Origin of the sequence: Streptomyces lancefieldiae, assembly GCF_031845825.1 — a bacterium.
Lineage (GTDB): Bacteria > Actinomycetota > Actinomycetes > Streptomycetales > Streptomycetaceae > Streptomyces > Streptomyces lancefieldiae.
In genome coordinates, this window is the sequence record NZ_JAVRFH010000033.1 from 68,931 (window position 1) to 81,415 (window position 12,485).

The 12,485-nt window shown below is 72.3% G+C and carries 17 protein-coding genes; 12 read left to right on the forward strand and 5 right to left on the reverse strand.

Going from position 1 to position 12,485, the window contains the following annotated elements:
- The first annotated feature begins 19 nt into the window (after window positions 1-19).
- Both RM812_RS27375 and RM812_RS27380 read left to right on the forward strand, forming a co-directional pair.
- On the forward strand, window positions 20-307 hold the full coding sequence (locus RM812_RS27375) for a DUF1416 domain-containing protein (RefSeq protein ID WP_100569102.1): 288 nt from the start codon (window positions 20-22) through the stop codon (window positions 305-307).
- Window positions 308-417: 110 nt separating this feature from the next.
- The gene (locus tag RM812_RS27380) at window positions 418-681 is read left to right on the forward strand and encodes a DUF3099 domain-containing protein (RefSeq protein WP_311577491.1); all 264 of its coding nucleotides are present in this window, start codon (window positions 418-420) and stop codon (window positions 679-681) included.
- Window positions 682-884: 203 nt separating this feature from the next.
- Here RM812_RS27380 and RM812_RS27385 read toward each other — a convergent pair whose 3' ends face one another.
- A complete protein-coding gene (locus tag RM812_RS27385) occupies window positions 885-1,511 on the reverse strand; it encodes a TetR family transcriptional regulator (RefSeq protein WP_311577494.1) in 627 nt (208 codons plus the stop codon).
- A gap of 163 nt (window positions 1,512-1,674) precedes the next feature.
- Between RM812_RS27385 and RM812_RS27390 the strand changes: the two genes are divergently transcribed.
- Entirely contained in the window at window positions 1,675-2,460 is a 786-nt protein-coding gene (locus RM812_RS27390) for an SDR family NAD(P)-dependent oxidoreductase (RefSeq protein ID WP_311577496.1), read from the forward strand.
- A 37-nt stretch (window positions 2,461-2,497) separates the two neighbouring features.
- Window positions 2,498-3,262: a glucose 1-dehydrogenase gene (locus RM812_RS27395; RefSeq protein ID WP_311577499.1), complete on the forward strand. Its 765-nt coding sequence runs from the start codon at window positions 2,498-2,500 to the stop codon at window positions 3,260-3,262.
- A 40-nt stretch (window positions 3,263-3,302) separates the two neighbouring features.
- Here the strand turns inward: RM812_RS27395 and RM812_RS27400 are convergent, their stop codons facing one another.
- The gene (locus tag RM812_RS27400) at window positions 3,303-3,665 is read right to left on the reverse strand and encodes a DsrE family protein (RefSeq protein WP_311577502.1); all 363 of its coding nucleotides are present in this window, start codon (window positions 3,663-3,665) and stop codon (window positions 3,303-3,305) included.
- A 301-nt stretch (window positions 3,666-3,966) separates the two neighbouring features.
- Between RM812_RS27400 and RM812_RS27405 the strand changes: the two genes are divergently transcribed.
- From RM812_RS27405 to ygfZ, 3 genes are read left to right on the forward strand one after another with little or no spacing between them, the layout of a single operon-like run.
- Window positions 3,967-4,542, forward strand: coding sequence for an FABP family protein (locus RM812_RS27405; protein WP_311577504.1), 576 nt, complete (start codon window positions 3,967-3,969; stop codon window positions 4,540-4,542).
- A gap of 16 nt (window positions 4,543-4,558) precedes the next feature.
- The gene (locus RM812_RS27410; protein WP_311577507.1) at window positions 4,559-4,996 is read left to right on the forward strand and encodes a Fur family transcriptional regulator; all 438 of its coding nucleotides are present in this window, start codon (window positions 4,559-4,561) and stop codon (window positions 4,994-4,996) included.
- 9 nt (window positions 4,997-5,005) lie between these two features.
- On the forward strand, window positions 5,006-5,971 hold the full coding sequence (gene ygfZ, locus RM812_RS27415) for a CAF17-like 4Fe-4S cluster assembly/insertion protein YgfZ (RefSeq protein ID WP_311577510.1): 966 nt from the start codon (window positions 5,006-5,008) through the stop codon (window positions 5,969-5,971).
- An 11-nt stretch (window positions 5,972-5,982) separates the two neighbouring features.
- On the opposite strand, the gene dtd is transcribed toward ygfZ, so the two are convergent.
- Window positions 5,983-6,408 (reverse strand): D-aminoacyl-tRNA deacylase, encoded by a 426-nt coding sequence (gene dtd, locus RM812_RS27420; protein WP_311577512.1) that lies wholly within the window; start codon window positions 6,406-6,408, stop codon window positions 5,983-5,985.
- 170 nt (window positions 6,409-6,578) lie between these two features.
- Between dtd and RM812_RS27425 the strand changes: the two genes are divergently transcribed.
- The 3 genes from RM812_RS27425 to RM812_RS27435 all read left to right on the forward strand — a co-directional run bounded on the left by RM812_RS27425 (window position 6,579) and on the right by RM812_RS27435 (window position 10,010).
- Window positions 6,579-7,196 (forward strand): RsiG family protein, encoded by a 618-nt coding sequence (locus RM812_RS27425; protein ID WP_311577514.1) that lies wholly within the window; start codon window positions 6,579-6,581, stop codon window positions 7,194-7,196.
- Between the two features lie 87 nt (window positions 7,197-7,283).
- Window positions 7,284-8,276 carry an asparaginase gene (locus tag RM812_RS27430; protein WP_311577517.1) on the forward strand — a complete coding sequence of 331 codons (993 nt, stop codon included), beginning with the start codon at window positions 7,284-7,286 and terminating at the stop codon, window positions 8,274-8,276.
- A 477-nt stretch (window positions 8,277-8,753) separates the two neighbouring features.
- Complete coding sequence (locus tag RM812_RS27435; protein WP_311577520.1) at window positions 8,754-10,010, forward strand: GNAT family N-acetyltransferase; 1,257 nt, start codon at window positions 8,754-8,756, stop codon at window positions 10,008-10,010.
- A gap of 164 nt (window positions 10,011-10,174) precedes the next feature.
- On the opposite strand, the gene RM812_RS27440 is transcribed toward RM812_RS27435, so the two are convergent.
- Together RM812_RS27440 and RM812_RS27445 are read right to left on the reverse strand one after the other, a co-directional pair.
- Window positions 10,175-10,360, reverse strand: a complete 186-nt coding sequence (locus tag RM812_RS27440) for a hypothetical protein (protein WP_311577523.1) — start codon at window positions 10,358-10,360, stop codon at window positions 10,175-10,177.
- Window positions 10,361-10,541: 181 nt separating this feature from the next.
- A complete protein-coding gene (locus tag RM812_RS27445) occupies window positions 10,542-10,730 on the reverse strand; it encodes a hypothetical protein (RefSeq protein WP_311577526.1) in 189 nt (62 codons plus the stop codon).
- A gap of 139 nt (window positions 10,731-10,869) precedes the next feature.
- Between RM812_RS27445 and RM812_RS27450 the strand changes: the two genes are divergently transcribed.
- Window positions 10,870-11,748: a GntR family transcriptional regulator gene (locus tag RM812_RS27450; protein ID WP_311577529.1), complete on the forward strand. Its 879-nt coding sequence runs from the start codon at window positions 10,870-10,872 to the stop codon at window positions 11,746-11,748.
- Between the two features lie 61 nt (window positions 11,749-11,809).
- Window positions 11,810-12,418, forward strand: coding sequence for a TetR/AcrR family transcriptional regulator (locus tag RM812_RS27455; protein ID WP_311577532.1), 609 nt, complete (start codon window positions 11,810-11,812; stop codon window positions 12,416-12,418).
- Window positions 12,419-12,485: the final 67 nt, after the last annotated feature.

Consider the following 12,485-nt stretch of genomic DNA (forward strand, 5'->3'; position numbering starts at 1 on the left):
AACCCCTCAGGAGTACGACATGTGCGGAGCGAAGGCCGGCGGCCCCGACGCCTCGACGATCAAGCCCGGTGAGACCACGATCCAGGGTCAGGTGACCCGCGACGGCGAGCCGGTGACGGGCTACGTGCGTCTGCTGGACTCCACCGGAGAGTTCACGGCGGAGGTCCCCACCTCCGCGACGGGCCAGTTCCGCTTCTACGCGGCCGAGGGCACCTGGACCGTACGGGCGCTCGTCCCGGGCGCCAGCGCCGACCGCACGGTCGTCGCCCAGCAGGGTGGCCTGGCGGAGGTCGCGATCGCCGTCTGACGGCACGCCGCGCGACGGCCGAGGGGCCGCGCCCACCGGGTTGGACACCTGGGGCGCGGCCCCTTCGGCATGCCCGGGTCCGACCCGGCGCGCGGGCCTACGCTTGAGGTATGTACGCACGGCGGCGGCATGTCTACTTCGTGATGATGGGCATCTGCATCGCGCTGTTCGTCCTGGCCTGGGGCGTCGTCCGCCTCTGGTCGGTGCCCGCGGCCGTCGGCATGTGCGTGGTCGCCATGGTGATCCCCCCGGTCGCGGCGATGATCGCCAACCGCCGGGGCCCCGACGACCGCTGGTGGGACGACCCCTCCGGCGACCCCAAGTCCGACGAGTGGTGGGACGAGCTGGACGGCAGGAAGGGCCCGCGGCCTTAGGGCCTGTCCATTCCCGCCTGCCGCGCGGCGCCCGGCACGCACGCTCGCCTTGCGATCGCACGCACCAGGCGCCGCGCGGCCCGCTCTCCGGGCGGACGACGGGAATGGTCGGACAGGCCCTGGACCTGTCGACGGACGCTGGGTGTATTGATCCCGAGCGGGCCGGCGGAACTCTCAGGCCGCTCTCTCGCCTCTCGTCGTTCTCAGGCCCTGTCCAGGCCCCCGACGAGGCGCTCCAGGCAGCGCACCGCCAGATCGGCGGGGGACCCGGGGCCCTCGGCCCCCGCCTCGGTGCCGGCCCAGGTCTCCAGGGCGATCCGGATGGCGTCGGTGGCGGCGGCGGCCACCAGGCGCACCTCCAGCGGATCGCAACCGCCGTCCGTCAGACGCGCGATCACCGGGACGAGCCGTTCCTCCGACTCCTGGTTCACGCGGTACCACACGGCGCGCAGCGCGGGATCGTCCGCGCCGGCCCGCAGCAGCCCGCGCGTCCGCAGCAGCGCCTCCGCGGCCCGGGCGTCCGGAGCCGCCAGCGCCTCCTCGACGGCGGTCCGCAGCGCCGGACCGAGCGGGGTGCCCGGCTCCGTGCTCTCCAGCAGCCCGCGCCAGCGGTCGGCGCCGACCGTCAGAAGGGGGCTGACCGCGTCCTGCTTGGAGCGGAAGTACCGGTAGAAGGTGCGCAGCGCGACCCCCGCGCGTTGGGCGATCTCCTCGGCCGTCGTGGCGTGCGGGCCCCGGGTGGCGAAGAGTTCGGCCGCCGCGTGCGCGATGTCGAGCTGGGTGGCGGCCTTGCGGCGCTCGGTCAGGGACGGGGGCGGCTCGGTGCTCACTCCAGAAGGGTACGACGCGCGACGACCCGATGGCATGCCGTGACGCAGTGGCAAAACGTGCCACACCGGCGTACGGTGAAGCGGAATCGAGGCGCCCGGCACCAGAGAGCGGGCGCCGCAAGGGCCCGGCCGGCGGACAGCCGCGGGCCGGGTTGGAGCACACATGAACCGCTACGAAGGCCGTCGCGTCCTGGTCACCGGCGGTGGCTCGGGCATAGGCCAGGCCACCGTGCTGCGCGTCCTCGCGGAGGGCGGCGCCGTCGTGGCCGCCGACGTCAGCGAGCCGGGCCTGACGGACACCGTGGAGAAGGCGGCGGACCAGGCGGACCGGCTCACCACCCTCGTCGTCGACATCGCCGACGAGACCTCGGTGCGCGAGGGCGTCAAGGCCGCGACAGAGGCGCTGGGCGGGCTGGACGTCCTCGTCAACGCGGCCGGCATCCTGCGTTCGTCGCACACCGAGGACACCAGCCTCCAGGAGTTCACCAGCGTCCTGACGGTGAACCTCGTCGGCACGTTCCTGGTGATCCGCGAGTCGATCCCGGCACTCCTTGAGGGCCGGGACGCGGCCGTGGTCAACTTCAGCTCGACCTCGGCGGCGTTCGCACACCCGTACATGGCGGCCTACGCGGCCAGCAAGGGCGGCATCCAGTCCATGACCCACGCCCTGGCCAGTGAGTACGCGGGGCGCGGCATCCGCTTCACCGCCGTGCAGCCCGGGTCCATCTCCTCCGGCATGACGGACGGCAGCGGGGTCAGCGGACAGAGCGTCGGCCCCGGGCTGCCCGAGGACGCCGACATGAGCCTCTTCGCGAAGCTCTCGCCCGCTCTCGGAAAGGGGTTCGCCGGCCCGGAGACGGTGGCGTCGGTCGTCGCGATGCTGGGCTCCGAGGACGGCCGGTTCATCACGGGCACCGAGATCCGGGTCGACGGCGGCACCCACTTCTGACACCGCCTCCGACACCGCCCCTGGAAAGGAGCGCACCATGCACGACCTGTCCGGCAAGAACCTGGTCGTCACCGGCGGTGCCCGCGGCCTCGGCGCGGAAACCGCCCGTCAGGCGGTCGCCGCCGGGGCGCACGTCCTGGTCACCGACGTCCTGGACGGCGAGGGCGAGGCCATGGCCCGCGAACTCGGCGCCCACGCCCGCTTCCTGCACCACGACGTGACCTCGCAGGAGGACTGGCAGCGGGTCGCCGACTTCGCCGTCACCGAGTTCGGCTCCCTGCACGGCCTGGTGAACAACGCCGGCATCTCGGCCGGAACGCCGCTGGAGTCGGAGTCCGTCGAGCACTTCAGGAAGGTGCTCGACATCAACCTCACGGGCGTCTTCATCGGCATGAAGACCGTGATCCCCGCACTGCGGGAGGCCGGCGGCGGCTCGATCGTCAACGTCTCGTCCGCGGCGGGCCTGATGGGCCTCGCCCTCACGGCCGGCTACGGCGCCTCCAAGTGGGGCGTACGGGGGCTCACGAAGATCGGCGCCGTGGAGCTGGGCACCGCCCGCATCCGCGTGAACTCCGTGCACCCGGGGATGACCTACACCCCGATGACCGCGGCCGTCGGCATCGAGCGGGGCGACGGCAAGTACCCGAACACCCCCATGGGCCGGGTCGGCGAGGCCCACGAGATCGCCGGCGCGGTCGTCTTCCTGCTCTCGGACGCCGCGTCCTACGTCACCGGTGCCGAACTCGCGGTGGACGGCGGCTGGACCACCGGGCCGACGGTCGCGTACGTCATGGGCCGGTGAGCGCCGGCGCGGGCGCGGGCCCTGGTCCCGGCCCCGCCGGTCAGTAGACCAGCGCCTGCGTCCCGTCCTCCAGCGCCTCCTGCACGAAGACCTGCGCACCCGCGATCCGCACGCCTTCGAGGACGTCCTTCTCGGTGATGTCCCGGCGGGCCGCGCACTGGGTGCACAGGGTCAGCCGGCCTCCCGCCAGGACCGAGTCCAGCAGGTCGGGCAGCGGCGCGGCGTGCGGCAGCTCGAACTCGGCCGCGCGGCCCGGCAGCGCGAACCAGGAGGACTCGCCGGTCAGCCAGAGGGAGACCTCGACCCCACTGGCCACGGCCACCGCCGCCACCGTGAACGCCTGGGAGCACCGCTCAGGGGCGTCGGCCCCTGCCGTCACCTTGATCACGAGCTTCTTCGCCATGGCCGAATCGTAGTCAACCGCGCCGCGACCCGGACCGCGGCCGTCGGTGCGCCCCCGGTCCCGGGGCGCACCTCGTCCGCAGGGCCGGACCCCGGCCGCTAAGCTGGGTCCCGGCCCTGTGCGCGCAGCACACGTACCGCACGCACCGCACTCCGCTCAATCGAGGAGCACCCCGTGGAGATCTTCTTCGAAGCCCTGCTGGTCCTGGTCTGCGTCGGCGTCCTCGCCTTCGCCGGTCTGACCGTGAAGAAGCTGTACCAGGGCCAGCGCTGATCCCGACGCCAGGAAGTAAGTCCCGCTCATGATCGAGATCCCGTCCGACCTCCACAAGGACCTCGTCCCCCTCGCCTTCCTCCTCGGCAACTGGGCGGGCGCGGGCGTGCACGACTTCCCCGGCGCCGAGAAGTGCAACTTCGGACAGGAGGTCACCTTCAGCCACGACGGCCGTGACTTCCTGGAGTACCAGTCCCACACCTGGGTCCTGGACCAGGACGGGAACAAGGTCCGCCCCCTGGAGTCCGAGCACGGCTTCTGGCGCATCGACGCGAACCGCAAGGTCGAGGTCACGATGACCCGCGACGACGGCGTCATCGAGATCTGGTACGGCGAGATGGCCGACCAGAAGCCGCAGATCGACCTGGTGACGGACGCGGTGGCCCGCACGGCCGCCTCCCAGCCCTACACCGGCGGCAAGCGGCTGTACGGCTACGTCAAGAGCGACCTGATGTGGGTCGGCGAGAAGCAGACCCCCGAGGTCGAGCTGCGCCCCTACATGTCGGCGCACCTGAAGAAGGTCGTCACCCCCGAGGACGTCGAGCGCTGGGCCAAGGCCCTGCCCGACGACATGCCCGACGACGGGATCGCTTTCTTCAAGTAGTCCTAGACTCTGGGGTGTGGTGAGCACCGACTGGAAGAGCGACCTCAGGCAGCGCGGCTACCGGCTGACCCCGCAGCGGCAGCTGGTCCTCGAAGCCGTGGACACCCTCGAACACGCGACCCCCGACGACATCCTCGGCGAAGTGAGGAAGACGGCGTCGGGGGTCAACATTTCCACCGTGTACCGCACGCTGGAGCTCCTGGAGGAGCTCGGGCTCGTCTCGCACGCCCACCTCGGGCACGGCGCGCCCACCTACCACCTGGCCGACCGGCACCACCACATCCACCTGGTCTGCCGGGACTGCACCAACGTGATCGAGGCCGATCTGTCGGTGGCCGCCGAGTTCACCGCCAAGCTGCGCGAACAGTTCGGCTTCGACACGGACATGAAGCACTTCGCCATCTTCGGGCGGTGCGAGGACTGCTCCCTGAAGGGCTCGACCACCGAGTCGTAGGCTAGGCCCATGAAGAGCCCCCTGCTGTCCCTGCCCGGCGCCGTTCCCGCCGAGGGCGTGGACGAAGGCGTCGCCGCCCACTACGGCGACCTGTTCCGCGAGCAGCGTGCCCTCGCCGACGGCACCGGCTTCGTCGACCTCTCCCACCGCGGTGTCGTCACCGTCACCGGCGAGGACCGGCTGGCCTGGCTGCACCTGCTGCTCACCCAGCACGTCAGCGATCTGCCGGTCGGCCGGGCCACCGAGGCGCTGATCCTCTCCGCCAACGGCCACATCGAACACGCCCTGTACCTCGTCGACGACGGCACGAGCGTCTGGGCCCACGTCGAGCCCGGCAGCCAGGGGGCGCTGATCGCCTACCTGGAGTCGATGAAGTTCTTCTACCGCGTCGAGGTCGCCGACCGCACCGCCGACATCGCGGTCGTGCACCTGCCGGCCGGTTCCATCGCCGAGGTCCCCGAGAACGCCGTCGTCCGGGAGACGCCGTACGGCCGTGACCTCTTCCTGCCCCGCGGCGAGCTGGAGGCCTTCGCCGCCCAGGCCGGTCCGCCGGCCGGCGTCCTCGCCCACGAGGCGCTGCGCGTCGAGCAGCACCGGCCCCGTCTCGGCTTCGAGACCGACCACCGCACGATCCCGCACGAGCTGGGCTGGATCGGCACGGCGGTCCACCTCCAGAAGGGCTGTTACCGCGGGCAGGAGACCGTCGCCCGGGTGCAGAACCTCGGCAAGCCGCCGCGACGCCTGGTCTTCCTGCACCTGGACGGCAGCGACGTCCACCTGCCGGGACCCGGCACCGAGATCCGCCTCGCGGACGACGGCCCCGACGGCCGGAAGATCGGTTTCGTCACCACGTCCGCACGCCACCACGAGCTCGGCCCGGTCGCCCTCGCCCTGGTGAAGCGGAACGTGCCCGTGGACGCCCGGCTGATGGCCGAGGACACGGCGGCCGCCCAGGAGACGGTCGTGGAGCCGTAAGGCAGTCCTGGCTAGACCTCGATCAGCACCGTGAACGGGCCGTCGTTCGTCAGCGACACCCGCATCCGCGCGCCGAAGCGGCCCGTCGCCACGGTCGCGCCCAGCGAGCGCAACCGCGCGACGACCTCGTCGACCAGCGGTTCGGCGACGTCGCCGGGCGCGGCGGCGTTCCAGGTGGGGCGGCGGCCCTTGCGGGCGTCGCCGTAGAGGGTGAACTGGCTGATCACCAGGAGCGGTGCGTCGATGTCGCTGCACGACTTCTCCTCGTGCAGCACCCGCACCGACCAGAGCTTGCGGGCCAGTTGCGCCGCCTTCTCCTTGGTGTCGTCGTGGGTGACGCCGACCAGGACGCACAGGCCCTCGCCCTCGATCGCCCCCACGGTCTCGCCGTCCACGACGACGCTCGCGCCGTCCACCCTCTGCACCACTGCACGCATCCCGTCATGATGCCGTGCGCCCCCGGGGTGTGGGCGCGCGGGCCCGTACGGGCTTCTTTTTCTTCACCTAACCCCCCATCTGGGGCTGATCACGGGCACTCGGTCACATAGCGGCCACGTGGGGTGGCACGATGCTCCCCAGACGCCGGTCGAGGGGACGGTTGAGGCACATGAGCACACCGAGTACGGGGCAGCCGCTTGGGACTGTCTCGTTGACACGCGCGGGTGGCCTGGAGGCCCCCCGGCCACCCGTGCAGCGCACGGACAGCCCCGAGCTGCCCGTGGACCCGCCGGAGCACGACCTGCCCGCGCTGAGCCTGCCGGAGCTGCGCACGCTGCGCCGGGACGCCCAGCGCGAGGAGGCCGACCTCAGCTACGTACGGCGGCTGCTGCAGGGGCGGATCGACATCCTGCGCGCGGAGCTGACGCGGCGCGGGTCGGCGTCCCTGGTGGACGCGGTCGAGGCGTCCGTGGTCGAGCGGCTGTCGGAGATCCTGACCGACGCCCCGGCCCGGCAGCGTTCCTCCGCCCGGCATGTGACGCTGGGCACGCCGCGCAGCGAGGAGGGGCGGCGGCTGGCCGCGGAGATGCTCGGCGAGGTGGAGCTGTCGGACCTGACGGCCCGCACCGACGTCGAGCTGACCGCCGCGATGGGACGGCTCGTGCGGTACGAGCAGCAGGTGTCCCGGCGCAGGCAGCGGCTCCAGCGCACGGCCGACGACTGCAGTGCGGAGATCGCACGCCGGTACCGTGAGGGGGAAGCACAAGTCGACGACCTGCTCGTGTGACACCGGGGGCGGCTTCTTGAGCCGCCGCCGGGCCCGGTGACCCCGGGACGTCGCCGGGCGGGTCTCCCGTCCGGAAGGCCACCGCCGATGTCCGCGCCCCAGCCGCCCCAGTCCGCGCCCACGTCCGCCCTCACGCCCGTCGTCCCGCCCGTCCTCGCCGAGGTCGTGCGGTCCGGCTTCGTCGAGGGGCGGCACCGGGGCAGTCTGGTCGTCCTGGGGGCCGACGGGGCCGTGGAGCTGGCGCTGGGGGAGGTGACGGCGCCGGTCTTCCCGCGCTCCTCCAGCAAGCCGATGCAGGCGGCGGGCGTCCTGCGGGCCGGGCTGGACCTCGCGGGGGAGCGGCTGGCGCTGGCCGCCGCGAGCCACTCCGGTGAGCCCTTCCACCGCGACCTGGTGCGCAAGATGCTGGACGAGCACGGCCTGGACCCGGCCCTGCTCCAGTGCCCGGCCGACCTGCCGCTGGACCCCGAGGAGCGGGAGACGTACCTGGCGTCGGGCGCGGTGCCCGACCGGGTCACCATGAACTGCTCCGGCAAGCACACCGCGATGCTCGCCGTCTGCTTGCAGCGGGGCTGGCCGCTGGACACCTACCTCGACGCGGACCACCCCCTCCAGCGGCTCATCCACAGGGTTGTGGAGGACGCGGCGGGCGAGCCGGTCGCCGCCGTCGGTACGGACGGGTGCGGGGCGCCGCTGATGGCGATCAGCCTGGTCGGGCTGGCCCGCGCGTTCCGCGCCTTCGTGGCCGCCGAGCCCGGCACGGCCGAACGCCGGGTGGCCGACGCGATGCGCGCGCACCCCGAGTACGTCGCCGGCACCCGCCGCGCGGACACCTGGCTGATGCGGGAGGTGCCCGGCACCCTCTCCAAGATGGGCGCGGAGGCCGTCCAGGCGGTGGCGCTGCCGGACGGCCGAGCCCTGGCCTTCAAGGTGGAGGACGGCGCGACCCGGGCCCTGGGCCCGGTACTGGCCCGCGCGCTGACCCTGCTGGGAGTGGAGGGCCCGGTGCTGGACCGCATCGGCCGCGCGCCCCTGCTGGGCGGCGGGCGCGAGGTGGGGGAGATCAGGGCGGCGTTCTGAACGAGCCGGGCGGTGGCGGTGGCGCGCCGGGCCGAACCGGGCGGGGCGGTGATGCGCCGTGCCGGTCGGCCGGTCGGACCCCCCGGTGGCTGTCGGGCGGGAACCCGTGGGGGGAGCGGGGTGCGTACGCCTTGCCGGCCGGCCTGGCGGGGTTTCCGGGGTCGGCCCGTCGGGGGGGCCGGGATGCGTCCCGGGGGTTGGTCGGCCGGGCGGGTCCCGTGGGGAGGGCGGGGTGGGTGCGTGTGCTCTGTCGGACGGGTGGGTCCTCGTGGCCGGGCCGGCCCGGCGGGGTGTCCGTGGTCGGCCCGGCGGCGGGTCGGGACGCGTGTTTCGGGTTGGCCCCTTCAGACGGGCGGGTCCCGCCGGGGATGGCGGTCCCCGTGGTCGGGCTGCCGTCGGCCCGGAGGGGCGGCGCGGGCGGGTGGCCGCAGGTAAATCCCCGCGACGCCGACGCGTTCGGCGACCTACCGTGAACGCATGACCCGCCGTACCGACGTCGACATACGCCCCGTCACCGAGGCCGAGTTCCCCGACTGGAACCGTGCCCTGAACACCGGTTTACTGCAGTCTCCCGCCGTGGGCGCGGAGCAGTTGGCGGCCCGCCGCCACCAGTTCGTCCCCGGTCGGCTCCTCGGCGCCTTCGACGGCGACCGCTGTGTGGCGACCTTCCGTTCGTTCGCGCAGGAGGTCACGGCCGTGGGCGGCGCCCCGGTCCCCGCCGACGCGATCTCCAACGTCACCGTCACCGCGACCCACCGCCGCCGCGGCCTGCTCACCCGCATGATGACGCAGGACCTGGCGGCGGCGAAGGACCGCGGGGACGTCGTCGCGACGCTGATCGCGGCCGAGTACCCGATCTACGGCCGGTACGGCTTCGGCCCCGCCACCACCATGACCGAGTGGACGGTCGACGTGCCCCGGGCCGGTCTCGACCCGCGCTGGGCGGCCCCGGAGGACGGCGGCCGGATCGACCTCGTGGACGGTGAGGACGTCCGCAAGCTGGGCCCCGAGCTGCACGAGCGGCTGCGTCGGGTCCAGCCGGGCGCGGTCAGCCGGGCCGAGCTGTGGTGGCTGGTCCGGACCGGCGTCCTGAGCGTGGACGGCTCCCCGTGGGTCGAGCCCTTCTTCGCCGTGTACCGCTCGCCGGACGGCGAGGTCGAGGGCATGGTCTCGTACCGGGCCGACGACCACTGGGGCGAGGCCAAGCAGCCGCTGAACACGGCGACCGTCGACTGGCTGCTGGCCGTGACCCCGGCCGCCGAGCGCGCCCTGTGGCGGTACCTGTGCTCGATCGACTGGGTCACGAAGCTGAAGAGCGGCTGGCGGGCCCCCGACGACCTGCTCCCGCACCTCCTGCCGGACCCGCGCGCGGCCAGGATCACCACGCAGGCGGACTGGCTGTGGGTGCGGATCCTGGACGTCGTTCGGGCGCTGGAGACGCGGACGTACGAGGGGCGGGGGTCGCTGGTGCTGGAGGTCGTGGACCGGGGAGGGCCGGCCGGCGGGCGGTGGCGGCTGGAGGCGGGAGCGGACGGGGCGTCCTGCGTGCCGACCACCGAGAGCGCCCACCTCGTGCTCGACGTGGCCGTGCTGTCGGCGTTGTGGCTGGGGGACGAGTCGGCCGTGCGACTGGCCGCGCTCGGCCGGGTGCGGGAAGAACGAGCGGGCGCCGCCCGTGTGGCCGACGCCCTGCTGCGTACGTCCAGGCGGCCTTGGTGCCCGGACATGTTCTGAGGCGGCTCCCTTCTGCCGGTGACGGTGGGTGTGCGCATCCGTAGCGCGTCTTCAGTTGTGGTGGTCGTGCCGTTATGTGGTTGTGGTTGTTGTGCGTGGTGCCGACTGACTGCCCGGGCTCCCGGCTCCCCTCCGGAAGGGGGCCCGGACAGCAGTACGTCGGTTCAGCCGGACTGGGCGAGCAGCATCACGAGGATCACCGCCCCCACACCGCCGATCACGGTGTTCTTCGCCTTGATCCCGATGGACAGCGCGACGAACGCGATGATGCCCATGGGCCCGTACTTCCACTGCACGAGCTGCTCGAAGCCGATGGCCAGAGCGGCGACGACGATGGCGATGAGCGGCATGGTGGACCCCCTGTCACCGTGGCGGCCAACCCTTGGACGAGTCGACCACTCTGCTCAAGTTGGTAACCAACTTACTCTACTTGTCTTCATCCAGGGAGGGGTTGTGCCAGCTTTCTGTGGAGTGAGGGAGGGGTGGCGAGAACCGAGCAGTGTTCTGGTCGCCCTGTGGCGCGGCGGGGTTTCAGAGGGCAGGCTTGGCCACCAGCAGCGCCAGCACCACCGCGCCGACGGAACTGACGGCCGGGCTCTTGGCCTTGATGCCCACCGTGAGCAGGAGCAGGCCGGCGATGCCGGAGGCCCCGTACCTCCACTGGACGATCTGCTCGAAGCCGACGACGAGGACCGCGGCGACGAGACTGAGGACGTGCATGGTCTTCTCCCCCTTGGAGCGGCCCTCCAGCCAACCCGAACCAAGTTGGCAACCAACTTCTAGCTAAGTTCTTCCGCTTGGCAACCATCTGTAAACGGGTTGCAAGTAACTCTCTTTAGATAGGTCGCAGTTGTAACATTTGGTTGTGACTCAGGAGAACGTGTCCGTGAACGGCGGCAGAAGGCTCTCGGCGCAGGAGATCGCCGACATCCTCCGGGAACGGATCAGCGGGGGTGAGCTCAGGGCGGGAGACCGCCTGCCCACCCAGGCCGAACTGGCCGATGAATTCGGGGTGGAGCGCGGCGTCGTCCGCCAGGCGCTGAGGGCGCTCCAGGAGCACGGCCTGCTCACGAACATCAGCAAGGGCAGCCCGCCCCGCATCGCCGAGCCGACGCCGAACCGGGCCGGGCCCCAGCCGACGATGACGGCGCTCGGACCGCGACTCTCGGCGGCGTTCTCGGTGCCGCACGTACGGGTGGACGTCGTGTGCCACACGTCGGAGACCCTGGTGCTGGCGCTCAGCGAGCCGATCCGCATGATCTACGAGGGCAGCGTCCGTCCCGAGTCGATCGACTTCCGCGTCCTGCTGCCGGCCCGGGACATCCCGCTGGCCTTCCCCGTCCTGGTGGAGGGCGAGGAGGACGCCCCGGTCCACCAGCGCTGGCTGCAGATGCGCAACGCGCAGGCCCGCGTGCTCGCGCACAACCTGCACGGCATACGCAACGCACGCCGCGTGGACGTGCGCATCGCCTTCCGCGCGTTGCCCTTCACCCCGCCGATGAAGCTGTACGTGCTCAACGGCGAGGAGGCGCTCTTCGGTTACTACATGGTCGAAAGGCGGCAGGAGGAGTGGGAGGGCCGGACCCTGGACACGTTCGACGCCCTCGGCTCCCAGTCCCTCCTGTTCTCCTTCACCCGACAGGGCGGTCACCAGGACGCGCGGTTCGTGGAGGAATCGGGCAAGTGGTTCGAGAGCCAGTGGAAGACCATCAGCACGGACCTGAAGCTCGACCAGTGACCACGGCGACCCCGGTGACGGCGACCCCGGTGACCGCGGAGCTGGGCCGTAGGCTCGCCCCATGAACGACCCCGGCCTGCGTGAACGCAAGAAGCAGCGGACGATCCAGGTGCTGTCGGACATCGCCATCGGGCTCTTCTTGGAGAAGGGGTTCGACGCGGTGTCCGTCGCGGAGGTGGCCGCCGCGGCCGAGGTGTCCAAGCCGACGCTCTTCCGGTACTTCCCGGCGAAGGAGGACCTCGTCCTGCACCGCATCGCCGACCACGAGGGCGAGGCGGCACGGGTGGCGGGGGAGGGGCCGGCCCCGCTCACGGCGCTGCGCCGGCACTTCCTGGCGGGGCTGGAGCGGTGCGACCCGGTGACCGGGCTCAGTGACCGTCCCGACGTACTCGCCTTCCACACGCTGCTCTACGGCACCCCCGCCCTCACGGCCCGGCTGCACACGCACCTGGAGCGGTCCGAGGCCGCGCTCGCCGACGCCCTCGGCGGTGACCTGGAGGCCAGGCTGGCCGCCGGGCAGATCATCGCCGTCCAGCGGGTCCTCGCGCTGGAGAACTGGCGCCGCGTCGCGACGGGGGAGCGGGTGGCCGACGTGCGGGAGGAGGCCGTGGTGGCGGCGGAGCGGGCGTTCGACAGGCTGGCGGCGGGGCTGCCGCGGCTCGCGGCCTGACCGGGCGAACGGGCGCGCGATCGGATAGGTGACTGGGTAATAAACGTTACTGAGTAACGTTATTCGG